The following is a 25,261-nucleotide window of genomic DNA, read 5'->3' on the forward strand; positions in this document are numbered from 1 at the left end:
TTTTATCTTATTCTCTATTCTTGCAGATGCTAAATACGATTGATAGTCTTTGTTGCTTTCCTATCATATGAACTGGCCCGGGCATTATATTTTAAATTTTCCCACCCCGTAAAGTCCGGAACGCTTTAATTGTTGCTCAATTTCCCTTGCTTCCTCGTATTCTTCCGGGCTATTCATATTATAAAACACATAAGGCAAAAATTCAGGATTTTTAAGGCCTTGCAAAAAGTCCTTTTCACTCATTCTGGCGACCTTTATATTATTTAGAAAATGGGTCATTTTCAACTGGTTATCTTCTAAGCAAGAGATTAAGTGAGGAAGGCATGTTTTCCGGTATACTGCGAATAATGGTTGGACTCGTCCATCTATCTCCGGCACTACTGCATCAGCATCCTCCAAATTCTCAAACATTTTTTTCATTATTTCCGCTGTTACAAACGGCATATCGCAAGCAGCTACAATTACGGCCTCCGTTGTTGCCGCGCTCAAGCCTGCATGTAAGCCTGCCAATGGCCCCCTGCCAGGATATATATCCTCTATGATCGGAAGTTCCAGAAATGAATAGGTGCCGGGAGTATTTGTAATGAGTAAAACGGAGCCTGCGGCACGTTTTAGCTGGGACGCAATATTTTGTATATTGAGGCCTTCTGCCATTTCCAGCAACGCCTTGTTTCTTCCCATTCTGCTAGATTTTCCTCCGGCCAATAATAAGCCCGTTACATTCATTTCAGCCACCACGCTTTTACCTTATAATTAACGATATTCCTATATCATAACAAAACCCTGAATTTTTACAAAAACCCAAGTCTTAAAAAAGCTCTGTGCTGCTGCAAGCAGTAAGGATATCATACACCTTTCTCACGTGCTAAGATAGATTAAAGCTTGCCGCAGAGGGCGTGCCAATTCTTTTACAATAGATTCGTTATGTTATATGATAATTGGAGATGTTTTTCCAGAAATAAACAAGGTTTCTACCTAATATAAAATCTCCTAAGGAGGCCACATTATGACCATGAAGAAAGCATTGACTCTGGCCGGTTCTGATTCAAGCGGCGGAGCAGGCATACAAGCTGATCTAAAAACTTTTCAAGAGCTTGGCGTTTATGGAATGACCGCGTTGACTACCATTGTAACGATGGACCCGAAGAACGGATGGTCACACAATGTTTTTCCACAAGAAACGAGCACTGTGGAAGCGCAGTTGGAAACAATCCTTTCTGTCGGCATTGACGCAATGAAAACAGGAATGCTGGGCTCTGTAGAAATCATAGAACTTGCAGCACGTAAAATTGATGAACTGGATCTTTCAAATGTAGTAATTGACCCGGTTATGGTATGTAAAGGCGAAGATGAAGTACTTCACCCAGAAACAGCTGTCGCACTGCGGGATGTACTTGTTCCCCGAGCCACTGTTGTAACACCTAATCTTTTTGAAGCATGGCAGCTTTCGGGTATCGGACCTATCACTACTGTAGATCAAATGAAAGAAGCAGCAGTCAACATTCACGAATTGGGTGCCCAATATGTCTTAATCAAAGGTGGAAATAAGCTTAAACACGAAAAGGCCATCGATCTTCTCTACGATGGAGAGACCTTTGAAATTCTTGAGTCTGAGCGCATTGATACCGCTTATACCCACGGTGCCGGCTGTACTTATTCAGCAGCCATTACTGCTGAATTGGCCAATGGCAAGTCTGTTCGGGACGCAATTTATACTGCCAAGGATTTTATTACCGAAGCAATCCGCTACTCATGGAAATTGAATGAATATGTCGGGCCTACAATGCATGGTGCCTACCGTACTTACGGAGCAGGCAGTTCAGCATCATCAGAACCACAGACAATTAATAAATAAAGCTTTCGAGTTTTCCCTTTTTTCATTACTGCTGATTACCGTGCTGTATTTTTGACCTGTTTTACAAAAAATGCCTGCAAAAGCAAAATAAGGTCCAGGCAAATATGCGACATAAAAAAATATTGGAGGCTCCCTTTGATCAGCAAAAAACGGTGCATTTTGCACATGATTTGTTCTGTTTTGGGAAGCCTCTTTTTTATGGACCAGGCTTTCTTTTCGCGGACAGTAACTTAAGGCCCTTGCAACAGATAATGGCAGGCACCGAATAAGGGTTCTGCTATCTTTTTACATATGCTTTTGTCTGCACCATTAATAGGCATAGAAATTAACCAAAAAGCTACATATATTGTAACCGCCAGCCAGTATACTGCTTATAGTAAAAAAGGGACAAGATGCATCTTCAAAGCATTTTATAATTCTTTTTAGTAAGATAAGATGTAAACACTTTATATACTGTTCAGCAGCAAAGGGCTGCCACCGGTGTCGAAGTTTTGTCAGAGGAGGACGAAAATATGGAACCGATTGACCGCATTGAGGTCCAAAAAGCGATTAATGCTTTCGCTGGTAAAGATATCTATCTTCATTTGGAAACAACAAATGGAGCTTATGCGACTCATAATGATGAGTCTTTTTTCTCCGCGGGAGCTTATATAAGAAACGCGCAAATTAATTATGAGCATGGCAAAATTGTTGGGGATGGCCCTTACAGGATTGGCTTGAAGCTTCAAATAGGCTGGGTATACGGCGAAGGAATGACACATGCTGAAATGGATGACAAGGGACGCCTGCTTCTTGCTGGCCTGGACTTTTCAGGAAAGCTTGCTGTAGCAATGGAACTTAGCCCTACCCCTTTTGAATAATAGCTGGCAAAGGAGAATTGGAAATGGAAATGGAAAAAGAACGTCATGTATTAGTAGTGTTTCCTCATCCGGACGATGAAGCATTCGGGGTATCCGGCACGATAGCCTCACATATTGCAAACAATACACCAGTGACGTATGTATGCCTGACACTTGGGGAAATGGGAAGAAATCTGGGGAACCCTCCGTTCGCGACAAGGGAATCCTTGCCCGAAATCAGGAAACAGGAACTGATCAATGCCGCCAACGCAATGGGCATACAGGATTTACGAATGATGGGATTGCGCGATAAGACTGTGGAATTTGAAGATGATGAAAAACTGACCCAGAGAATCGCTGCCATCATCGAGGAGCTGAACCCCTCGCTGATTATTACGTTTTATCCTGGATTTAGTGTCCATCCGGACCATGAAGCAACGGGAAGAGCCGTCGTCCGGGCTGTGGAGCGTATATCAGAAAACGAGCGGCCTAAGCTGCACTGTGTGGCATTTGCAAATAATACACTTCAAGAGCTTGGCGAGCCTGATTTTGTATATGATATATCGGCAGTCGAGGATAAAAAAATTGCTGCAATCAAAGCTCACCGCTCTCAGACTGAATTGATGACAGCGTCGTGGTCTGATAAAATTCAAAACCAGGATCCCGCTTTATTTTCCTGGATAAGAAATGAGCGGTTTTGGGCATATAAATGGCCGGTAAAAATCGAATAAAACAAAAATGATTATGGAGGACCATCCTCTGTAATCATTTTTTATGAGGATAAAAAAAACCGCCTGTTGATGACAGACGGTTAAAAGGGGGATTTCTATGGAAAATTCATCATGCTCTTAATATGGGCAAATCTTTGAAGATATATACATTTTTTCTAAAATATATTTTATAACTGGATTCGATATAATCTATCATCTTGTTGATCAGGTGTCCCCCTCCCATCTGTATTATTGCTAATAAAATATAGAGCATCTCCGTCAATAAATACATCTCGAATCCTTCCCCTTCCGGAAACCATGTCCGATATTTCATCCGTCTTTAAATTGAAGGCTTTAACTGCCTCTCCCCTAAGGGCAGCCGCATAAATGATATTTTGGTGATAAGCTATACCGGACGGAGCCCATGTATTTGTTCCAGAGTTGAAAATTGGAGATTCCATCCCGGGATTTTTTTCGCTGCCAACGATTATAGGCCAGCCATAATTGCGTCCAGCTGTTATTTTATTGATTTCATCATGGGCAGACGGTCCATGTTCCCCGCTATAGAGCTGCCCTTCCTCCGACCAGGCAAGGCCTTGCGGATTTCTGTGGCCGAAAGAATACACATAGGAATCAGGGATTGGATTATCCTCAGGAATACTTCCATCCAGATTCATACGAAGAATTTTACCGCCCAATGATTTTTTGTCCTGTGCGATTTCGCTCTTGGTTGCATCTCCTGTAGTGACGAACAGCTTGCCGTCAGGGCCGATTTTTATTCTTCCTCCATGATGGTAGTCCCCGCTAGGGATATTATCCAGAAGAATATCCTGCTCCACCCATTTCCCATCTGTATAATGCAATGTAATCACTCTGTTTAGGGGCGTGCCGTTTTTTTCATAGGTATAGTAAGCATAGGCTAATTGTTTCGATGAAAAATCCGGGTGCGGCACAAATCCGAGAAGTCCTGCTTCTGCCCTTGTAGAAAGAGGCTGTTTCAGCTGAACTGTTTCTCTTTTTACCTTGGCATCCTCCCACTTCACGATGGATCCTTCCCTTTCCGAAATGAAGAAGATATCCTCGGTTTTGCTGATAGACCATGGGGTTTTTAGTTTTGTCAGCATTATTTCGGGACTATTCCCTTTTTCAGGCTGTCCAGCGGTTTCTACATTTTCAACCTCCCCTTGCTGCCTTCGCTCTGAAAGTCCTGAACATCCACTAATAAAAACCACAAACAACAGAATGACCAGACGCATTCTTTTCATTTTTCCACTCCCATCATCTGAATTTTCTGTATTCCTGTCTTCTATCCTAGTTGAGCTTCGTTCAATTTACACGAAATATTACTTAAGGAATTGGGAATATCTAAAAGGAAATATAGCCGTTTTTTTTCTTAAGCGGAATATTTGTGCACATTTTCTATTTTCTATATAATAACTTCATTCTTTCAGTAAAGGAGAACATCTATGCAATCTATCAACGGGAAAACAGCCATCGTGACTGGTGCAGGACGCGGAATCGGACGCGCGGTCGCAGTGGAGCTTGCCAAAGAAGGTGTAAATGTCGGGTTAATCGGACTGACTCCGGAAAATCTTCGCAAGACCGAAGAGGAATTAAAGCCATATGGCGTGAAAACATCAGTTGCCACTGCAGACGTATCCAATCTTGATTCAGTGCTGGCAGCGTTTGATTCGATTAAGTCCGAACTTGGTTCCATCGATATTTTAATAAATAATGCAGGAACAGCAAAATTCGGAGGCTTCCTGGAGCTTGCGCCTGAAGAATGGGAAAAGATCATTCAAGTAAACCTGATGGGTGTCTATAATGCTACAAGGGCCGTCCTTCCAGGAATGATTGAACAAAAATCAGGCGATATCATTAATATTTCTTCTACTGCAGGACAAAAAGGGGCTCCGGTAACCAGTGCCTATAGTGCATCCAAATTTGCCGTATTGGGCTTAACAGAATCGCTTATGCTTGAGGTAAGAAAGCATAATATCCGTGTCACTGCCATGACACCAAGCACAGTTGTGACCGACCTGGCAAATGAAAACAACTTATTAAATGGAAATGAAGACCGGGTCATGCATCCTGAAGATTTGGCAGAGCTAATTATTGCTCAACTAAAGCTGCACCCGCGTGTATTTGTCAAATCTGCAGGATTATGGTCTACCAACCCTTAATAAATCATTTCAAAATAATGATCTCTTAATAAACCAATAAAAGCAGGCTTCTTTTTTGCCTGCTTTTACTTTGCTCATTTATTTGCAGTCTGCTCGGCTAAGGCAAGCAGGATTGCGTTTGCTACACCGTTTTCCTCATTGGTATCTGTTACGAAGTCACATTGCTGCTGAATATCTAGCGGTGCATTCCCCATTGCAACTGACCTTCCGACACGCTGGAGCATGGAAACGTCATTATAATTATCCCCAATGGCCATGACTTCCTCCATACTTCCACCCCTTGCCTTTATGTACTTCTCCAAAGCAATCCCTTTCTGTGCATCCTTACTGTTGATCTCCAGATTTTCACGCCCTGAAGAGGTAACAGCAAGATTTTCATTCTGTTTCAGCACTCTGGATGCCTCTTCCAGCGCTTGAAAATCCGGTGAGAAAACCAATAGTTTGTAATATTCGACTGACGGGTCTTCAAACAATAAGTCATAAGACGGGATTGATTTGACTTGGCCGATTTCTACCCGCTTCCTGGCCATTTCAGTCACTTTTAGTGGGTCAAGGTCGGGATTTGCTGTCAGTATAATATCCACTATTGTAGCTGTAGCCCTGTCATAATCCTTGGAGTACGTGCCTTTATTAGTATAGATTTCAAAATAAATGCCATTTTGCTCCAAATACTCGGCTGCTGCCTTGACAGTATTCACTTGAATCGGATTCGAAGCAATTACTTCTCCTTTACTTGAAAAAACTGCAGCACCGTTCACACATATGACCGGACATTCAATATTAGCCTCATCCAGTGCAAACCTGGCCTCCTGATATGACCTTCCTGTTGCTACAATGACTTCGACTCCCTCTCTTCGGGCACGTTCAATTGCTTCGATATTTTCTTTGCTAACCTTTTGATGGGGATCCAGTAAAGTCCCGTCCATATCCGTGGCTATAAATTTCACCATGTGTTACACCTCTTATTTTTCGTGTAGTTGTTATAAAAGCATGCTTAATAAACTTCCCCTGATGTCCAAAAGGTGTGAGGGAGAAAATTAAACAGTATACCTTGTTGCTTTGACTGAGGACAATTCATATGGCCCAGGAGCGCTACTGATCCGAACAGTTATCCAATCCAAGCCCCAATATGTCCTCGTATGTATGATACGCGATAACCGCTCCATATCATTGTCCTTTTTGGAGAATCAGCGCTATTTTAATACTGCCTATGATTAATATCTTTATAATGCTGCTCTTCATGTATACCACTAACATGATATGTCAAAAACCACTATCATGAAAAGTGTAACCTATTAAGGCACCATACACAAAAAAGCAGGCTCTCTAAGAGTCTGCCCAGACTGTAGACATACATGGTGTGATAAATCATGGTTGCCTACTTTCTTTATAATATAATCAGAAAGTAAAATTGTTGATGTAGACTGTTGTCTGGCTACAGCGCCAGCCCCAACTCACAGGACGTGTTAGTGGAGACGCCGCCAGGCCACAGTATGTGGGTTCAATCGGCGTTGCCTGGATTTCCGTCCATATGCTTCGCTTTTTGAAGGGAGGGCAGTAAGTTTCCTTGCCGCTGACGCTCCTCGAGGGGTCTCACCTGTCCCGCTTCTCCTGTTGGAGTCTTTGCGCCTTTCACTGAAATCACCAGTTTTTATATGTTTAGTTTGAAGAGACACCCGCAAGCAGTTCAATCGCCGCTCTGATTCCTTTTTGAATTTGATCAATTTTTTTAAAGTCCATGGCACTAATATATATTGCTTCTAATTCGTCATGAAGCGCTTTGGCACGTGCGAGAAAATAGGTGGCCTCATCCATTTTTGACTTGTATCTTCCAGATATATCCTTCAATTCTTCTTCATAGCGCTCATCCGTCCCCGGTGCAATCGCAGCTGTATACATATCTATGATTTCATCGCCCTGCCTGCTGGGAAAATACTCATGAGGGGCAGTACTGTCGAAGATGGCCAAACCAATTTCTCTGACGATAACCATGTCCAGGCTGTTTGGGTCAAATCCACAATGATAAATTTCTACATCGAATCCTCGCTGTTCTGCAGCAGCTGCGAGCTTTTTTAGCAATGTAGATTTCCCTGAACCCGGGCGCCCTTTGATGAAATATCGTTTGGTCACATCCCCGGTTAAGTTGGGAACGAAATCCACAGCACCCTTTGGAGTGGCAGCACCCAAGAACCTATGCTTCACAGTTGCTTGTTTATTGAGAAAAATCTCACCAAAAAAATTTTCTTTAAGTTTCTCTGTCAGTACGTTCAATTTTCCGAAATCCATATTATCGATGTATATCTTTTCCCACTCATCATGGATGGCCAGTGCTTCTGCGAATTTTGAATAAGCCGTTTGAAACGAGATGCTTATTTCTGCAGATAACTCCTTGATTCTTTCTTTATCAGCAGCAAGCCTCTCTGAATCCCAGGCACTTCCGAGGTTGACATATTCTTCAATAGCCCCGGGCGCCTTTGGTTCGATTACGTGAGGAGCTGTACCATCGACTATGCCGACACTCAATTTTGGAATGATTACTCCGTCTATGGATTCATTATCGGAGGAACAATGAAGGTACTCCACATCAAAGCCTCTTGCCACCCATTCTTTCCCCACATTTTTCATCAAAGTGGACTTGCCAGTTCCCGGGCCTCCCTTTAAGATAAATAATTTAGTGAGTCCTTGAAGGTTCGATTCAAACAAACTATGAAAGCCATGTGCTGTATTTCCGCCAGCATAATAATTTTTAATACTGCACGACATTGTGATCACACTCCCATTCCATGTAAGAAGTACCGCTTTATATTGTTACAATATGCTGCGGTGGGCTTATAGGTGATTGCCCATTATCTTGTACAGGGAGCAAACCAATTGTGAATATACAAAAGCCCTTCAAGAGAAGGGCTTTCAATACTATCATTTCAGTAAGTCTGCTGTACTGGCTCCTGTTACCTCCAAAAGGCTGGAAGGTGCAAGCTCAATCTGCAATCCGATTTTACCGCCACTGACAATCATACGCTCCAGGTTATTTGCCTGTTCACTGATATAAGTTGGATAAAGCTTTTTCATTCCAATTGGAGAGCAGCCGCCTCGTATATATCCCGTCCATTTTTGGAGCTCCTTAACCGGGAGCATTTCTACTTTCTTTTCTCCCGCTGCCCTTGCCGCCTTTTTTAAATCAAGCTCCCCCTCCACAGGAATTACGAAGACATAAAGCTTCCCTGGCGCCCCGTTTGCAACGAGAGTCTTGAATACGGCTTCCGGAGGCCTTCCAATTTTATCTGCGACGGAAACTCCATCAATCCTTCCATCCTTATTATCATAAGTTATCATTGAATAATCTATCTTCTTTGAATCAAGTATTCTCACTGCATTTGTTTTTCCGCCAGCCATACGTTTCTCCTTTTTTCCTTATAAATTGCATTTAACCCTGGGAGTGTTTCTGCCGAATCTTGTGGAAGTGCTGCCCGGCATTTTCTATGATATCTGATTCCATGACTTTGGGATAAGAGATTAGAAAACAAGTAGCGGGACCTGCCGATGCATATAGATCCACATTTGTGGCCATTTGTTCCGCCTTTGCCTCCGGAAAGAGATTCTTTATCTCGTGAAAAATCCCTTTTGAGCCGACTGGCAGGATTGTAACGTCACTTTGTTTGCTGAACCAACTAAACAATGATAACGGCGCTACATACTCCCTATTATACAGTACCTCATCACCAACTAACGGAATGCCGATCACAGCCAGACAATCTTCCTGAAAACTTCTCTCCGTATTCTTTTCCGCCATGCCCAGAACATTTAAGCCAACTGCTGATTGGACCATATTCATATTGGTCTCAGTGCTTCCGCTAATCGGAATATCCAGGCCAAGTTCCATCATGCCCTGTTGGATACCTTCTACCAACGCATTCCAGTGTTCTTCTCCACAGAAGTTATGCAAAATAACGGAAAAAGGATGGGCCCTGGCAGCTATACATTCCATAACTGCAACCCGAAATCCGAAATAGCCTACAATCTTGTAAGGCACATGGACATTGTCCTGCTCCTTCATACCAATCCCGCCGCTGTTATCAGTAGCTACTACAAGAATCTCGCCCTTGTAGGGTATCATTAACGGATCACGCATTTTACCTGCTCCCTCATTCTCATCCCCTGGTCCATATGCAGGAAATCACCGTCACCTGCCCAGGTCCTCTTTTCTTTTTCCTTCTCTAAAAACATTGGCACTTCTGGCATATTCTATATCTTTCACACCTAATCGGAAATTAATGACACGGGCAAGTGCGAAAAAATAATCCGATAATCTGTTTAAATATTGTAGAGCCAGAGGAGGAAATTTATCTTCTGTTTTTGATAGGGTGACGACCAGTCTCTCAGCACGCCTGGTGACTGTCCTTGCGATATGTATCGTTGCTGCAGCTTTAGTGCCCCCAGGCAAAATGAACTTCTCGAGCTTTGGCGCTTCTTTAATAAATTCATCGATCCTTGTCTCCAAATAGTCAATGGAATCCTGCCGGAGCTTCAACTCCCTTTTTGTTGAGACGGATGCAAGGTCGCCTCCGCAATCAAAGAGTTCATGCTGGATTTTTTCAAGATCATCCAGCACATCCTTAAAGAGTTTTATATCCAGTTCAGTCATAGCCTGCCCCACAAAGCAGTTGACTTCGTCCACAGTCCCGTATGCTTCTACCCGAATATCATCCTTATCGACTCTGCCCCCGATTATACTGGTCTGTCCTTTATCACCTGTACGCGTATAAATTCTCATAAAAAATCCCTCCTATTTTTTAGCGTTTTATTAATTCCATACCAAATGAGGTCAACCCTATGGCATATAGATGCTGCGTCTTGAAATACCCATCCTGTCAGGTCTCGCCATACTCTATGCTCACGCTCGAGAGGCACTATACCTTTGGATATATCGGTACCGATCAGCACCAGCCTATGATCTTCTGAGCTTAACTCCCATTTTGCCCAGGACATAAGGGTATCCTTCCACTGCTTTCTGCACTCGTCCAATTCCTTGCCTTTAGATAATTCCTTAATATATAGCTCCATTCCTTCTATCACTGCTAAATTTGCCGGTTCACTCATGCTGAATAACCGCAAGTCATCCCCTTGATAGGCAGATATCCATATATTCGGTTCAAATCCTTGCTCTTTATAATATGACTTTACCCATCTTGCCTTGCCATTATAGGCACCTCCTGTAACGAAGTGCATCTGCATCCCCTCCTGTAATCTTCAAGGATAAACGTCATTTGCCAGCCTCCGCCATGAGGGACCGCCCACTCCCAAAAAGGCTTCTGTTCATTAGCATATCTCCACAAAAAATACCGGACTACCCCTCCATGTGTTACAATGGCAGCGTTTTTTTGTCCAGCCATATGCAAAGCTTCTGAAATGCGAGACCAGCCCCGCTCGACCCTCTCCGAAAACTCAGAAAATGTTTCACCTTTTGGAGGGCAGCAGGTAAAGGGATCTTCCAGCCATTTTATGTATTCAGCCTGATTCTTAAGATCCTTGTATGTTAATCCCTCCCATGAGCCAAAATTCATTTCCCGGATTTCCTGGAGACAGGACACCATTTGCCGGGGGAACAACATCGATGCCGTTTCGGTACACCTTCTTAGATCACTTGAGAAAACCAGCCCCTTAAAACTCTTTTCCCCAGGATTCCACGGGTCGTATGCTTCCACTAAAGGAGAGTCCGTCCAGCCAAGATATACTTTTTTCCTGTTGGCATCCGTCATCCCATGGCGAAATAATGAAATAACCACAGTGTCATCCATAAAAGCAACTCTACCCCCTCAACAGAAGCACCCAGTACGTCCCCGGTAATCCCTCCAAACCATGTAGCCGTTTTATATTTTAGAAACATCAGGGCACAAAGTGATACTCCAAGTAATATAAGGAACAAATAAAGTGTCGACAAACTTATCATTCCTGCTGCAAAAACAGAAATTAGTAAATACAACATATATATGGACAGGCTATTTTTTTGAGCTCCTGATTGGAAAAAGTAAGCGAGGCCACTACCTTTAGCCAGCGGAAACTTAACCAGCATGCACCCCATCACTGCTCTGCTTATAACAGGGATAGCAGCCATTAAGGCTAAAGATTGGCCGGTGAGATGCATAGCAATCTCATAAATAAAAAAGAACCGGCTGTTAAGCAGGACAATCAAGGATAGAACCGCAAAAGCCCCTGTCCGGGGATCTTCCATGATTTCCAGCCGTTTGTTAATATCTCTATACGAAAAGAATGCATCACTTGTATCCATCCACCCATCCAGATGCAGTCCTCCCGTTATTATGATGGTCATAAGCCAAACACCGAATGCTGATGCCAACACTGTAAATGGCATCCACTCCTGCAGCCCATATAATGTTGCGGAATAGATCGCTCCCTGCATGAGGCCCAGCAGGGGAAAGGTCTGTATGGCTCTGGTTACATATAAAGAGTCCATCGGCAGCTGCTTGCTAATCGGTATAATTGTAAAAAATTGGATGTTAATCAGGAGGCCAATCCATATACTCATGTTTTGGGACTCCATTCTTCCATGATCGTCTTGATCTTTTCCCATTGAAGATGCGGACGAATCTCTTCCGCGACGGAATCGAATCGAGTTGACCGTTTGTCTCCGCTGCTGACGGCCTGCTGCTCGGGGAGTTGTTTTTTCCTGCGCAATTGATTCAGCCAAAAGGTTCTCCATTCATCGTTATGGAACAAATGATGAATATATGTACCTATTAATCTTCCATTCTCAGAGTAATATCCTTCTGCATTGCCACCCTCCAGCCGAAGGAATGCCTTTCCTGACGGCTCATCCTTCCATTCCGAGTAGCCTAAATGTATTTCATAGCCCTGAACGGGGATTGGCTCCCTGTCATTTGTATTATGAAACTCGCCTTTTGTACGGACAGTTGTTTTTTCACGGGAAAACATCGTCCTCGCAGGGATGAGGGAGAGCCCGTCTTCCACGGAACCTGGAAGACCAGTATCCGTTCCATGCTCGTCCACCAGCTCTGCACAAAGCATTTGATATCCGCCGCAAACCCCCAGGATTCTTCCGCCGTTATGATAGTAATTCCGGATAGCATAATCCAGACCCAGTTGCTTTAACTGCCTCAGGTCATGAATTGTACTTTTGGTGCCAGGGATGATTACACAATCTGGATTGTCCAATGAGTCCCCACTGTCGACCCATCGTACCGATACATCATCCTCGAACAGCAAAGGCTCAAAATCGGTGTAGTTGGAAATATAGGGCAGTTTTATTATTGCAATATCCAATGCTTTTCCCGGCTGGGACATAAACCTTCCGTTCAAGGACAAGGAATCCTCGGCTTCAATCATATGTGATTCCATAAAAGGGATTACACCAAGAACGGGAAGGCCCGTCCTTTTCTCAAGCCAGGCCACCCCATCCTCAAAAAGACGGATATCTCCCCTGAATTTATTAATCAATAAACCTTTTACCCGGGCTCTCTCCAACGGATCCATTAATTCTAGCGTTCCGACAATGCTGGCAAATACGCCGCCCCGTTCTATATCGGAAACCAGAAGGACTGGCACGTCAGCAAGCTCTGCTACCTTCATATTGACAAGTTCCCTTTTCTTTAGATTGATTTCCACGGGCGATCCTGCACCTTCAATCACTACTGCCTGATAGGTTTCCCTAAGCTTGCCGAGTGCCATTTGGATTGCATCCAACCCCTTTTCATAAAAGGTTTCCCGGTAGGCCATTCCGGATAGAGTTGCCAACGGCCTGCCAAAGAGGATGACCTCCGAGCTTTGCTGGGATGTAGGCTTCAATAATATGGGGTTCATGTATGGCGAGGCTTCCGTGTTGGCTGCTTCTGCCTGTATGCCCTGAGCCCTGCCAATTTCAAATCCATCCCGTGTTACATAGGAATTGTTAGACATATTCTGTGATTTAAAGGGCGCTACCTTGACGCCTTCTTTCGAGAGCAGCCGGCAGAAAATAGTGGCAAGAAAACTTTTCCCGGCATCTGATGATGTGCCCTGTATCATTATTCCTTTCACGTCTCTCTCCCCTTCATAAGCATCGGAATCCCATTTTCCATAAGATAGGCCCGGTCTGCTTTTTCTACAAGACATTGATGAAGCTGTCCAAGTGTGCGGGAATAAACAGACAGCATTTCCTGCTTAATTGAAGGCATTCCCTGCAGCACTTCATTGCTTACCAGAATAGTTGCTGCGGCCTGGCCTTGGATGCTGAGGATTCCGTTCAATATACTGGTTTTGACCTGGCTTGTAAAAGAAGGATCCATCCATTCATCGAATGAACCTGTTGCAGGAAACATTTCATTGGTCAATAGTGTCGTTAAACAGTCAACCAGGACTATTCCGCCTGGTTCCATAAACGCAAGGGCATTTTCAATAGAAGCGGGAACTTCGAGATTTTCCCAACCCATGCTGCCGTTTTGCCTTTCCAGCTTGTGCCTTTTGATACGTACTTCCATTTCCCTGTCAACCGGAAGGCCGCACGCTACATAATACAGTTTTTTATGCTTAGGCTGAGCCAGCTGTATGCCCAAATTTTCTGCAAAAGAACTTTTTCCGCTCCTTGCTCCTCCGGTTATAAAGATCAGCGAAGATTCCACCAATGATTTAACACCTCCATCAGCCTGTCATTCTCACGCTGTTCTTTTATAGCAAATCTGAGCCATCTTCCATCCAATCCGTGAAAATTAAAGGTATGGCGGGGTACGATCCCACGCTTCAATAAAAATGACAGCACCTGGATTGAACCATCCGGCTCAGCTGCTTTTAACAGATAAAAATTTACTGTACTGGGCGAAACTTCAAGCCCGAGGGCCTTAAAAAAGGCAAACAACCGCGCTCTTTCCCCCGCTATATAACTCCTTGTGTGAACAGTATGCTCCTCATCGGCCAAACAGATCTCTCCAGCAAGGAGGGCCAGATTATTCACACTCCAATGAGGCTGAATCGCCCGAATACTAACCACCATCTCAGGGGCCGCCAATAGGAATCCAAGACGAAGTCCTGGAATCGCATACATTTTTGTCAATGAACGAAGGATGATGAGATTTTCATATTCTTTTATATAGCTTGCGTATGTAATACAATCGCTGGCAAAATCATAGAATGCTTCATCCACTACCAGGAGACAATTGCTTGTATGGCATATTTTAATCAGGTGTTCCATAGCATCTTGCTCAAAAGATAAACCTGTCGGATTATTTGGGGTACATATAAAAATAGCGTCAGCTTGTTCGATTACCGGAATCATGCTGGCTGGGTCCAATTTCCATAATCGTTCTTCCAGGGTATAAATCGATATATCGCAGCCGGAAGCCTTGCAGGCCTGCTCATATTCGGAAAAACAGGGGGCTATGATCACTACCTTTTTTCCGGCCAACAGGCGTGCCACAAGGGTAATTAATTCAGCAGCCCCATTTCCGGCTATGATGCATTCATGGGGCAGTCCCTCCGCACGGGAGATAGCCTGTATTAATGTCTTTGCATATGTATCAGGATAGTGCATTACAAGCTGAAAGGAATCTTTCCACATCTCAAGAAGCCTGGATGGTGGACCAAGCGGATTTATATTGGCACTGAAATCAAAGATGTTGTCTGGCATACATAGATTCATAGAATCGTATAAGTATCGGGGATTCGCCCCATGATTAGGCAATTGCAATGAGCAGACCTCCCAGCCAAATCAAAAGAATAAAACAGACAGAGGATCTGTGCATAATAGATATGGATTGAAGGATATGATTCGGTTCAAGAGGTGTTGCGGGAATACCCATTCTCGCACGGTCGGATTCTTTTCCTTTGTAATAATTCACTCCGCCCAACTCGACGCCCAAAAGCGCTGCAGCAGCCGCTTCACCCCATCCACTATTAGGGCTTGGGTGTTTTTTTGCATCCCGCAGGGTTATATGCAAACAAGTTTTCCTATTATGTATATAAGATTTCGAGCTTGCCAGCATCAAGAATGCGGTTATTCTGCTCGGGATGTAATTGGCTATGTCATCAAGCTTTGCTGATGCCCAGCCGAATTCTTCGAATCTATCATTTCGATAGCCGACCATTGAATCACAGGTGTTAATCACCCGATAGGCTACAGCCAATACCGCACCGCCTGCAGCCGCCCAGAATAAAGGCGCGGTTATGCCATCGCTTGTATTCTCAGCAACTGTTTCCACAGTTCCACGCACAATCTCCGTCTCCTCCAATTGATCGGTATCACGTCCGACAATATAAGACAGTTTTATTCTGGCGTCGTTCAGATTTTGTGCCTTAAGCGGGAAATATACATCCATCGCCGCTTCCTTCAAGCTCTTCTGGGCAATGGCTGTGGAGATGATTGCCGCCTCCCAGATCACCCCTGCAGCTAAATGGATGGAATAAGCTAAATAAACGGTGAGACCGGTAACCGACGTAAAAAGCAATAAGACCGTAATGACCATGAATAGTCCCTTCTGCTTCTTCAGCACTCCTTGGTTCCAACGCTTTTCAAGAAATGCAATCATCCGCCCCATCCACCTGACAGGATGGGGCAAATTTTTAGGGTCACCAATCCATAAATCCAGCAAAAAAGCCAACGTGACCGCTGCTATATGGCAGAGAAAGATCATTTGTCACTACTCCCATAGTTTTTTATACTTTGTATGGTGCATTCGTATATTCCCCTGCTGATCAAGATTCCCAAGGGAGTGATGGTCCCCGCATATTGGACGGTCTCACCCTTTTGAGATGCGGCTATAAGAATGCTGTCCGTGGACGTACCGGTAGCGGGAGTCCCGGTTTGCTTGTCCTTTACCCCATAATCCATCAGAGCTTTCACCTTTGCCTCTGTAGCCGTAACAACAGCCTGTATAAAAGCCGTGTCCGATAAGCATCCATTGACAAAGATCCATGTGTTTATAGTACCGGGCGAAGGGCTCAGAATTTCTCTGCTATGGTTTGATACGTCAATGGCGTTACCCACACCCGCCGTTACCACTATAAGTATAGATAAATCCCCCTCCTGATAAGAACGGAAAGCCACATCCTTTAATGAAACTGCCGTCATCATCCCAACCGTTTCCTCCGGTTCAAATCCCCTATTCCGTAAATAGTCAGCCATTTCCTGTAGATGGTCACTGCAGTCATAGCTTTTATCAACGTGGCGGTTCACAAACTGTTTATGCCACCCAGTACCTGGCCCGGTTACACCACTGCTTAACGTTTTTAATGGATAAGGAGAGCTTAAATGGATGTATTCGTCGTTTACAGATAATAAACTATCATCAATCCTGAATCCTTCTTCCAGGTGCCCACTGAATTCAGGAAGGAGAGCCATTTGGGGTTTTGCAATATAAGGGTGCAAATGCCGAACCACACTTGTGCTATAGACTTCGCCGATTCTTTTTTCCTGGATCACCTCCTGCGGCGTCCCGATCCGGTTGATTCTGCCCCGCTCCAGCAAAAGCAGCCGGTCACAATACAAGGATGCTACATTCAAATCATGAAAAATGGAGATCACCGTTAAGTTACTTGTAAACGTCGATGCCCTGATCAGGTCCAGCAGGTCCTTCTGAAAGGCTAGGTCAAGATGATTTGTGGGTTCATCCAGCAATAAGATTTCCGGCTGCTGTGCCAGCGCCTGCGCAAGGTACACTCTTTGCCTTTCTCCCCCCGACAGCTCGAGCAAATAATGATCCTTATAGGATTCTACCCCTGTATGAGCCATTGCCTCGGAAACGGCTGATTCATCCTCTTGGCTCCAGCTATGAAGCCATCCGTTTCGATAGGGATACCTGCCTAATGAAACAGTCTCTTTAACAGTATAAGAGAATGTTTGACTCGAATGCTGCGGAAGGACGGCCATGATTCTCGCAAGTTCCTTCGGCGAATAATCCACAAGGCTTTTCTCCTTGATGAAAATCTCGCCACGAAGATGGGGCATGACGGCACTCAACATTTTAAGCATGGTAGTTTTACCGCTGCCGTTCGGTCCCAGTACGCCGAAGAACTCCCCCTTATTCACCGCAAACGAAATTTCATTTACAATCGCAACCCCGTTATATCCTCCGCTAAGCCCCTCCACTTTCAGCATTTCTTTCATCTTCGTCCACCTCGCCTGTTTACTAGAATCCCAGCGAAAAACGGTGCTCCTATAAGCGCAGTAATGACACCGATCGGCAGTTCTGTGGGTGATATGATTACTCTCGAAACTAAATCAGCCAAAATCAAGAATCCGGCACCCGTTAAAATTGACAGGGGCAGCAGATATTTATGGTCAGGACCCCAGATAACTCTCACAAGATGCGGGATTACCAGCCCCACGAACCCAATTGCTCCAGAAACTGATACTGCCGCGCCTGTCAGAATTGAAGCTGCTACCATAATGAGCATTTTTCGTTTCTGTACATTGACGCCGAGATGATGCGCTTGCTCTTCACCGAATGACATGGCATTCAGTTCCCTGGCATTAATAAGGAGCAGGGCCGAACCCGCCAAGAAAAAGGGAAGCAAAATAGCTACGTAGTCCCATCCTCTCATTGAAACACTGCCTAAAAGCCAGCCAATGATTTGCCTGAGTTCGTCCCCCGTCAGAGCGATCATGAGAGAAATGAAGGCACCCAAAAAGGAACTGAATATGATTCCTGTCAAAATAATTGTTTCTACCCTCATTGCACTGTCAATTTTTCTGGAAAAAGACAAAACGATGAAAATCGTTATAAACGAAAAGACAATACTCATTAAAGGCAATGTAAATAATCCAATATAAGGAAGAGAAATATGAAAAAAAATGGTGACAACTGCACCGACTGAAGCTCCAGATGAAACACCGAGCGTATATGGGTCTGCAAGGGGATTTCTCAGCAAGCCCTGGAAAGCGGCTCCCGCAATCGCCAGTGATGCGCCAATCAATCCTGCCAGAAGCACCCGCGGAAGGCGGATATTCATGACAATATTCGTAAACATTGGATCAATATCGGTCCCTATTGGCACATGAAAAAGCTTCCCACCAATAATCTGGGCGATATAAGAAACCGGAACAGAAACTGTCCCGATTGAAATGCCAGCCGTCATCGCCGCTGCCAGGAAGGCGGCAGCAATGATAAAGGCAGCTATCTTATTATTTTGTAAATGTTTCAGGATATACAGCTTTTGCAAATTCCTCTACCCCTTCGGCCAATCTTGGGCCTGAACGGCTTACTATATCTGTGTTGACTTCAAATACCTGTTTGTCTTTTACCGCCTTTATATCATTCCAGCCTTTGCGCCCCATGATTTGTGCAGCGGTATCCGGAGTAGTGGTGATAATGACATCCGGGTTGGATTGAATGATCGCTTCCTGATCCATTTTGACCCAGCCTTCCTGATCACCAGCTGCGTTGTTTGCATTGATCATTTGAAGCATTTCATCCATAAATGTACTTTTACCGGTTGTATAGATTTCAGGAGCTGGTGACACTTCTATAAAGACGGTTTTCTTCTCAGTGATCCCAGCTGCCTTTTCCTTGATCTCTTCCACTTTCGCCTTCATGTCATCGACGATTTTCTGTGCTTCAGCTTTTTTGCCTGTAGCGGTACCAATCATGTTAATAGAATCATATACTTGCTGGAAGCTGGTTGCGTCATTAACAACAACCACTTTTATGCCAGCATCCCTCAGCTGCTGCAGCCCATCCTTGGAATTGTGGGAACCAGAGGCATGAGCAAGCACTACGTCTGGCTCTAAAGAGATGATTTTTTCAACGTTGAATTCCATGCCGCCGATTTTTTCCTTCTTGGTCGCTGCTTCCGGATAATTATCGAAATCAGTAACTCCGACGATTTCTTTGTCCAATCCTAAACTAAAAGCAGTTTCTGTATTGCTCGGAATCAATGAAACAATTTTTTCAGGCTTGTTATCTATCGTAACCTCATCGCCCAAACCATCTTTGATTGTGACAGGAAAATCAGCCTGTTCCTCCTTCTGATTTTCAGATTGGCTCGATTTTTCGTTTTGTGCGTTTTCTTTATCCGCATCTCCGCAGCCGGCCAAAACACCGACAGCTAATAAAAGCATGAAAAGTAATGAATGCCATTTTCTCATTCGCAGATCCTCCTGTATCTCTAATGCAGCTAAAAAATCTCAAACAAAGATCAGAGCAAAACCAATACGACATGGTGTTTTTACAAAACAAAAAAATCTCCAATGAACATTGGAGATTTAGTATGGCTTGGTCGTAATGATGCAAAGCAGAGCCTGCCACACACCTCCCCATCCTCGTAGGTTTTACCGGTGCACGAATACAGGCAGGTCTCCTGGCTCATGTTCATCGTAAACAGCACCTTCCCGTAGCCTACAGTGGTATTTGCCGCTTACTCCCATTTACAGTGGCGGGACCGCGTTGGTTTTTCACCAACTTCCCTATTAAGTCTTGTAAAAGACACCCGTTTCGCAATGTATGAAATTGTTTTGCTATTGTTGATTATACACTATTACCAAAAAAATACTATATCTATAACTTCATGTCCTTCTATTTTCGATTGACCCCGGTAAGTCTCACAAAAATGCCCATCGCATGTTGGGAAAATTCACTTATGTCCAGTCCGTTCTCCTGTATGCTCTTTACGGTTTCCCTATTTAGATGGCAGCCATCACAAATTCTCTTCCACAAAGGAGTGGCCATTTTTGCAATAACACGCAGAATTGGATTCGCAGGCTGTACATGCTCGACGAATAATATATTTCCTCCAGGCTTGCAAACTCTCTGAATCTCCCTTAAAACTTGTTCAGCATCTATGACAGAGCAAAGTACAAGGGTGATCACCGCACAATCAAAGGAGTTATCCTTAAAAGGCAGCCTTTCAGCTTTCGCTTGCAAGATGCTGATAGGAATGGTGACCCTATCTTGCTTAATCCTGTCCTTTGACTTCTCGATCATGAAAGGGTTCGGTTCAATAGCAGTGATGCTGGCAACTGCATTTGGGTCATATAATGGAAAATTTATACCTGTTCCCGAGCCAATTTCCAGTACTTCCCCTTTGGCCTGTTTAAGCAATTGCCTGCGCATCCTCCCTACAATCAAGGTTTCGAAGGGATTCATTATGTAATCATATACCGTTGCAAAGTGTCTGGCCATCCGTCCAGTCCCTCCCCATTAAGCTTCCGTAAATACCTTTGATCGCTGTGAAGGTTACCCCTAGCCTGCCGCGGCATGATATCTGCATTGATCACAGAAAAAACAAGAATGGGGCTTGGCCCCATTCCCTGTTATTGATCGAGCTTAAGCTTAGCTAGTGCATCAGCAAGAGCGGTATTTATCGGTTCATCATTATTTTGCTTTTTTAGAAACTTATTGATATCTTGTTTAGACGCTTTTTGTTGTTTATCCTTGCCGCGCCTTTGCTGGAAAGAGGAGAGCTTTTCGCGGTGTCCGCACTTGCAGACAAAAATTTGCCCCTCTCCTTCCCCTCGCAGCTCCAGCTTCTTGTGGCACTGCGGGCATCTGGCGTTGGTTGCTTTTGAAATGCCCTTCCTATAGCCGCATTCCCGATCCTGGCAAACGAGCATCTTGCCCCTTTTCCCATTTACTTCAAGCAGCAGCTTGCCGCATTCCGGGCACTTGCTGCCGGTAATATTATCATGCTTAAATTTCATGCTGCTGCCTTTAATATCGCTGACAATCTCTTTGGCAAATCTCCTCATCTCGCTTAAGAATACCTGCTTTGACAGCTTTCCCTTTGCGATGGCGGTCAATTTTTGTTCCCATTGCGCAGTTAGGGCAGGCGACCGCAGTTCCTCAGGAGCTAGTTCCAGAAGCTGCTTTCCTTTTGAGGTAATATAAAGTCCCTTGCCTTTCCTCTCAACAAGGAAGGTGTTAAACAATTTTTCGATTATGTCAGCCCGGGTTGCAACAGTTCCAATACCCCCGGTTTCTCCAATAGTCTTTATTAAATCCTTGCTCTCGCCTGCCATAAACCGGGCGGGATTCTCCATTGCCGAAAGCAAAGTTGCTTCGTTGAAAGGTTCAGGAGGCTTCGTCTCTCCCTTTGTCTGTACAATATTTGTTATATTCAGAGTATCTCCTTTGTTAAGGGAGGGCAAAACCTGTTCTGACAAGCCATCTCCTGATTCATCTTCCTCTACCTGTTGGTCGTAGACTTCCTTCCAGCCAGCCTTTATAATCACCTTGCCCTTGGCCGCAAAAGATTCGTCTCCAATTTTTGTACGGACTGTAGTCTGTTCGTATTCAAAAGGAGGCATAAGTACGGCCAGGAATCTCTTTACAACCAAATCGTAAATTTTACTTTCCTTATCGCTTAACTTGCTCATGATTGGAGTTAGTTCCGTTGGTATGATTGCATGGTGGTCAGATACCTTGCTGTCATCTACAAATGATTTATTTGCTCTGATTGGGCTGCGTAAAATTTTTGCAGCAAACATGGCGTATGGCTTTACACTGACAGCCTGCAGCCTTTCCTTCAACGTGTCGACTATGTCTGATGACAAATAACGCGAATCGGTACGAGGATACGTTAACGCCTTGTGTCTTTCATACAGGCCCTGCATGATGGATAGGGTTTCTTTCGCAGAGTAGCCATATCTCTTGTTTGCTTCTCTTTGCAGCTCTGTTAAATCGTACAACTGAGGCGCAAAGCTTTTTTTATGTGATTTGTTAATGTCAACCACTTCGGCGTTTTTGCCGCGCAGCGAAGCAAGTATATGGTCGGCCCTGGCCTTGTCAAAGATACGGGTTTCCTTTGATTGTCCATCCTGCCAAACTAAACGAAGTTTATCGGCAGACGCTGTTACACCATAATAAGCCTTGGGTGTGAAGTTTTTGATTTCCTCTTCACGGGCTGCTATCATCGCCAGTGTCGGTGTTTGAACACGTCCGCTCGACAATTGGGCGTTATATTTTGTGGTAAGTGCCCGAGTAGCATTCATCCCAACAATCCAGTCAGCCTCAGCCCTGGCTACTGCAGAAGCATATAAATTTTCATATTCTTTTCCATCTCTTAATTTCCTGAAGCCTTCCTTAATCGCTCTGTCGGTAACGGAAGAAATCCACAGACGCTTGATAGGCTTCTTTACACGTGCCTTCTCAATGGTCCACCTGGCTACAAGTTCTCCCTCGCGTCCAGCATCCGTTGCAATTACAATTTCCTTTACGTCACCGCGATTCAATTGGGTTTTTACGATTTGAAACTGTTTGCCAGTTTGTTTAATAACTACTAACTTCAATTCAGCCGGGAGCATTGGTAAATCTTCCAGCTTCCACGCCTTGTATTTTTCATCATACGCCTCTGGATCTGCATGAGTGACCAGATGTCCCAAGGCCCAAGTTACAATATATTTATCCCCTTCAAAAAATCCATTCCCTTTTTTATTACAATTCAGCACTTTTGCTATATCTCGGCCCACTGAAGGTTTTTCAGCGAGTACGACTGTTTTGCTCATGTTAACATCCTTTCTATCTAGTTCCCATGGTAAGGAGCAGCCCTTTATGCCCCTAATATATCTGTATTCTTTTATTAATCACTGAATGATATGGCAAACCCTATGCCTGCGAGCGCAATCCAGTTTAAAATGTCACCAAATACCGGATCATCCTGTCTATTATCTCATAACTTCCCTGGTTGGAGCGATGTGAGAGGCCCGGGTATGTTTTTTTATTTCCAAAGAAATCTGTGATGCTGTTTAAGTATTGCCAGCATTTTTATAGCTGAATCATATTCTGCTGGGATAGCATTCACAGCCAGATTTTAGTATGATGGAAGATAGATGTTTTTTCAAATTTTAATGGAGGTTCAATTTTATGAGCTTACTTTCTATAGATAAATTAACCCATAGCTTTGGGGACCGCACCCTTTTTAAGGATGTCTCCTTCCGCCTTATGGCAGGCGAGCATGTTGGCCTTGTTGGCGCCAATGGAGTCGGTAAATCTACCATGATGAATATTATCACTGGACAGCTGATCCATGATGGAGGCAGGGTTGAATGGACACCTGGTGTCGAGTATGGCTATCTGGACCAGCATACTGTTCTTGAACGCGGAAAATCGATCCGCGATGTACTAAGGGATGCTTTTCTTCCATTGTTTGAGCAGGAAAGAGCCTTAAATGAGGTTACCGATAAAATGGGAACCGCCAGCCCTGAAGAGTTGGAAGAGCTTCTTGAACAAATGGGAGAGATTCAGGATAAGCTTGAAGCTGGAGGCTTCTATAATCTTGATATGAAAATAGAGGAAGCAGCACGCGGACTTGGACTGGATGCAATTGGACTTGATCGTGATGTTGCCGCACTAAGCGGCGGACAGCGTACAAAGGTATTGCTGGCGAAGCTTCTATTGGAACAGCCAGAGGTTTTACTTTTGGACGAGCCTACCAACTATCTGGACGTGGACCATATCCGCTGGCTGAGCAATTACCTGAAGGAATATCCTCACGCTTTTCTACTAATCTCACACGATACTGAATTTATGAATGGCGTGGTCGATGTCATCTTCCACCTGGAGTTTTCCAAGCTGACAAGATACACAGCCACTTACGAAAAATTCCTGGAGCTTGCCGAGATTAATAAAAATCAGCATATTAACGCTTATGAGAAGCAAAAGGAGTTCATCAAGAAGCAAGAGGACTTCATTGCGAAAAACAAGGCGCGTTACTCGACAAGCGGCCGCGCAAAAAGCCGCCAGAAGCAGCTCGACCGTATTGAACGCATTGACCGTCCTGAGACGGCGATGAAGCCAACTTTCGACTTCAAGGAATCGCGGGCCAGCAGCCGCTACGTTTTTGAAGGCAAGGATTTAGAGATTGGATATGATCATCCGTTGCTTCCTAAATTGACGATGACCATAGAACGAGGGGAAAAGATTGCTCTTGTCGGAATGAATGGCGTGGGTAAGTCCACATTATTAAAGACCATCCTCGGGAAAATACCATCTTTGGGCGGGACTGCTATTTTGGGAGATTTCCTTTATCCCTCCTACTATGAGCAGGAAGTGAAGGCCGGCAGCATCACCCCGATCGATGATGTATGGAACGCATTCCCTCATTTAGATCAGCCTCAGGTTCGAGGAATTCTGGCAAAAGTGGGATTAAAGAATGAACATATCACACGTCCGCTCAGCCAGCTAAGCGGTGGAGAGCAAGCTAAGGTGCGCTTGTGCAAGCTCATGCTGAATGAAAGCAATTGGCTTGTGTTTGACGAGCCGACCAATCACTTGGATGTAGTCGCTAAAGAAGAGCTTAAACGAGCGATGAAGGAATATAAAGGTACCATCCTGCTTGTGTCCCATGAACCTGATTTTTATGAGGACTGGGTAACCAGAGTGTGGAATGTTGAAGAATGGGCTAGCCAAAAGCAGTGATAAAGCTATAGAACCGCCCGCTAATTGCAGGTTCAGACTGTAGAAAAACGCGATGAAAATCGAGTTTGCCTACAGTCTTTTTATTGGACTGTTATCGAGGCCTGTTAATTGCAGTAAAGAATGCTTCGTCTTCTAGGGCGGGCGGAACCTCCTCGTCGCTTCCGCTCCTCTAGGAATCTCCTCCGATCTGATGCTACCCAGGAGTCATCAAGTCTTTAACGAAAATATATTCAATGGGACATGGCAAGCAACAGCAGTGGTATAAAACAAGTTTAAAAGGTTGCATCCAGGGCTCTTTTTGCTAAAATACCATGGGAAA

24 protein-coding genes and 1 riboswitch are annotated in these 25,261 nt (G+C 44.3%); of the genes, 5 read left to right on the forward strand and 19 right to left on the reverse strand.

Annotated elements, in window-relative coordinates:
• Window positions 1-84 precede the first annotated feature (84 nt).
• Window positions 85-726, reverse strand: coding sequence for a molybdenum cofactor guanylyltransferase (locus V1500_RS24085; RefSeq protein ID WP_409303314.1), 642 nt, complete (start codon window positions 724-726; stop codon window positions 85-87).
• A 280-nt stretch (window positions 727-1,006) separates the two neighbouring features.
• On the opposite strand from V1500_RS24085, the gene pdxK reads away from it, so the two are divergent.
• The 3 genes from pdxK to bshB2 all read left to right on the forward strand — a co-directional run bounded on the left by pdxK (window position 1,007) and on the right by bshB2 (window position 3,425).
• Window positions 1,007-1,855, forward strand: a complete 849-nt coding sequence (pdxK, locus tag V1500_RS24090; protein WP_409303316.1) for a pyridoxine/pyridoxal/pyridoxamine kinase — start codon at window positions 1,007-1,009, stop codon at window positions 1,853-1,855.
• Window positions 1,856-2,367: 512 nt separating this feature from the next.
• On the forward strand, window positions 2,368-2,715 hold the full coding sequence (locus V1500_RS24095; protein ID WP_409303318.1) for a YojF family protein: 348 nt from the start codon (window positions 2,368-2,370) through the stop codon (window positions 2,713-2,715).
• Between the two features lie 29 nt (window positions 2,716-2,744).
• Window positions 2,745-3,425, forward strand: a complete 681-nt coding sequence (bshB2, locus tag V1500_RS24100) for a bacillithiol biosynthesis deacetylase BshB2 (RefSeq protein ID WP_409306106.1) — start codon at window positions 2,745-2,747, stop codon at window positions 3,423-3,425.
• Between the two features lie 167 nt (window positions 3,426-3,592).
• Here bshB2 and V1500_RS24105 read toward each other — a convergent pair whose 3' ends face one another.
• Window positions 3,593-4,669: a PQQ-dependent sugar dehydrogenase gene (locus tag V1500_RS24105; protein WP_409303319.1), complete on the reverse strand. Its 1,077-nt coding sequence runs from the start codon at window positions 4,667-4,669 to the stop codon at window positions 3,593-3,595.
• A 201-nt stretch (window positions 4,670-4,870) separates the two neighbouring features.
• Between V1500_RS24105 and V1500_RS24110 the strand changes: the two genes are divergently transcribed.
• Window positions 4,871-5,587: a 3-ketoacyl-ACP reductase gene (locus V1500_RS24110; protein WP_409303320.1), complete on the forward strand. Its 717-nt coding sequence runs from the start codon at window positions 4,871-4,873 to the stop codon at window positions 5,585-5,587.
• Between the two features lie 74 nt (window positions 5,588-5,661).
• Here the strand turns inward: V1500_RS24110 and V1500_RS24115 are convergent, their stop codons facing one another.
• The 17 genes from V1500_RS24115 to V1500_RS24195 form a co-directional block, all read right to left on the reverse strand.
• A complete protein-coding gene (locus tag V1500_RS24115; RefSeq protein WP_409303322.1) occupies window positions 5,662-6,537 on the reverse strand; it encodes a Cof-type HAD-IIB family hydrolase in 876 nt (291 codons plus the stop codon).
• 709 nt (window positions 6,538-7,246) lie between these two features.
• Window positions 7,247-8,350 (reverse strand): PRK06851 family protein, encoded by a 1,104-nt coding sequence (locus tag V1500_RS24120; protein WP_409303324.1) that lies wholly within the window; start codon window positions 8,348-8,350, stop codon window positions 7,247-7,249.
• 153 nt (window positions 8,351-8,503) lie between these two features.
• Window positions 8,504-8,980, reverse strand: coding sequence for a Cys-tRNA(Pro) deacylase (gene ybaK, locus V1500_RS24125; RefSeq protein WP_409303325.1), 477 nt, complete (start codon window positions 8,978-8,980; stop codon window positions 8,504-8,506).
• Window positions 8,981-9,011: 31 nt separating this feature from the next.
• Window positions 9,012-9,716 (reverse strand): ATP-binding protein, encoded by a 705-nt coding sequence (locus tag V1500_RS24130; protein WP_409303327.1) that lies wholly within the window; start codon window positions 9,714-9,716, stop codon window positions 9,012-9,014.
• A gap of 51 nt (window positions 9,717-9,767) precedes the next feature.
• Window positions 9,768-10,358: a cob(I)yrinic acid a,c-diamide adenosyltransferase gene (locus tag V1500_RS24135; RefSeq protein ID WP_409303328.1), complete on the reverse strand. Its 591-nt coding sequence runs from the start codon at window positions 10,356-10,358 to the stop codon at window positions 9,768-9,770.
• Window positions 10,355-10,813: a bifunctional adenosylcobinamide kinase/adenosylcobinamide-phosphate guanylyltransferase gene (locus V1500_RS24140; RefSeq protein WP_409303330.1), complete on the reverse strand. Its 459-nt coding sequence runs from the start codon at window positions 10,811-10,813 to the stop codon at window positions 10,355-10,357. The genes V1500_RS24135 and V1500_RS24140 overlap by 4 nt, the downstream gene beginning before the upstream one ends.
• A complete protein-coding gene (locus V1500_RS24145; protein ID WP_409303332.1) occupies window positions 10,765-11,382 on the reverse strand; it encodes a histidine phosphatase family protein in 618 nt (205 codons plus the stop codon). The genes V1500_RS24140 and V1500_RS24145 overlap by 49 nt, the downstream gene beginning before the upstream one ends.
• Window positions 11,340-12,131 carry an adenosylcobinamide-GDP ribazoletransferase gene (gene cobS / locus V1500_RS24150; RefSeq protein WP_409303334.1) on the reverse strand — a complete coding sequence of 264 codons (792 nt, stop codon included), beginning with the start codon at window positions 12,129-12,131 and terminating at the stop codon, window positions 11,340-11,342. The genes V1500_RS24145 and cobS overlap by 43 nt, the downstream gene beginning before the upstream one ends.
• Window positions 12,128-13,639 carry a cobyric acid synthase gene (locus V1500_RS24155; protein WP_409303336.1) on the reverse strand — a complete coding sequence of 504 codons (1,512 nt, stop codon included), beginning with the start codon at window positions 13,637-13,639 and terminating at the stop codon, window positions 12,128-12,130. Before V1500_RS24155 ends, cobS begins: the two co-directional genes overlap by 4 nt.
• Complete coding sequence (locus V1500_RS24160) at window positions 13,636-14,220, reverse strand: bifunctional adenosylcobinamide kinase/adenosylcobinamide-phosphate guanylyltransferase (RefSeq protein ID WP_409306107.1); 585 nt, start codon at window positions 14,218-14,220, stop codon at window positions 13,636-13,638. The genes V1500_RS24155 and V1500_RS24160 overlap by 4 nt, the downstream gene beginning before the upstream one ends.
• Window positions 14,205-15,281: a threonine-phosphate decarboxylase CobD gene (gene cobD / locus V1500_RS24165; RefSeq protein WP_409303338.1), complete on the reverse strand. Its 1,077-nt coding sequence runs from the start codon at window positions 15,279-15,281 to the stop codon at window positions 14,205-14,207. The genes V1500_RS24160 and cobD overlap by 16 nt, the downstream gene beginning before the upstream one ends.
• On the reverse strand, window positions 15,268-16,224 hold the full coding sequence (cbiB, locus tag V1500_RS24170; RefSeq protein ID WP_409303339.1) for an adenosylcobinamide-phosphate synthase CbiB: 957 nt from the start codon (window positions 16,222-16,224) through the stop codon (window positions 15,268-15,270). Before cbiB ends, cobD begins: the two co-directional genes overlap by 14 nt.
• Entirely contained in the window at window positions 16,221-17,687 is a 1,467-nt protein-coding gene (locus V1500_RS24175) for an adenosylcobinamide amidohydrolase (RefSeq protein ID WP_409306108.1), read from the reverse strand. Before V1500_RS24175 ends, cbiB begins: the two co-directional genes overlap by 4 nt.
• Window positions 17,688-17,692: 5 nt before the next feature.
• Entirely contained in the window at window positions 17,693-18,751 is a 1,059-nt protein-coding gene (locus V1500_RS24180) for a FecCD family ABC transporter permease (protein WP_409303341.1), read from the reverse strand.
• On the reverse strand, window positions 18,714-19,676 hold the full coding sequence (locus tag V1500_RS24185; RefSeq protein ID WP_409303343.1) for an ABC transporter substrate-binding protein: 963 nt from the start codon (window positions 19,674-19,676) through the stop codon (window positions 18,714-18,716). Before V1500_RS24185 ends, V1500_RS24180 begins: the two co-directional genes overlap by 38 nt.
• 184 nt (window positions 19,677-19,860) lie before the next feature.
• Window positions 19,861-20,036: riboswitch (cobalamin riboswitch) on the reverse strand.
• Window positions 20,037-20,103: 67 nt separating this feature from the next.
• Entirely contained in the window at window positions 20,104-20,709 is a 606-nt protein-coding gene (locus V1500_RS24190) for a class I SAM-dependent methyltransferase (RefSeq protein WP_409303345.1), read from the reverse strand.
• Window positions 20,710-20,840: 131 nt separating this feature from the next.
• Window positions 20,841-23,030, reverse strand: coding sequence for a DNA topoisomerase III (locus tag V1500_RS24195; protein ID WP_409303347.1), 2,190 nt, complete (start codon window positions 23,028-23,030; stop codon window positions 20,841-20,843).
• Window positions 23,031-23,388: 358 nt separating this feature from the next.
• On the opposite strand from V1500_RS24195, the gene V1500_RS24200 reads away from it, so the two are divergent.
• Window positions 23,389-24,942, forward strand: a complete 1,554-nt coding sequence (locus V1500_RS24200) for an ABC-F family ATP-binding cassette domain-containing protein (protein WP_409303348.1) — start codon at window positions 23,389-23,391, stop codon at window positions 24,940-24,942.
• Window positions 24,943-25,261: the final 319 nt, after the last annotated feature.

The sequence above is a fragment of the Peribacillus sedimenti genome (assembly GCF_046237635.1).
GTDB lineage: Bacteria > Bacillota > Bacilli > Bacillales > DSM-1321 > Peribacillus > Peribacillus sedimenti.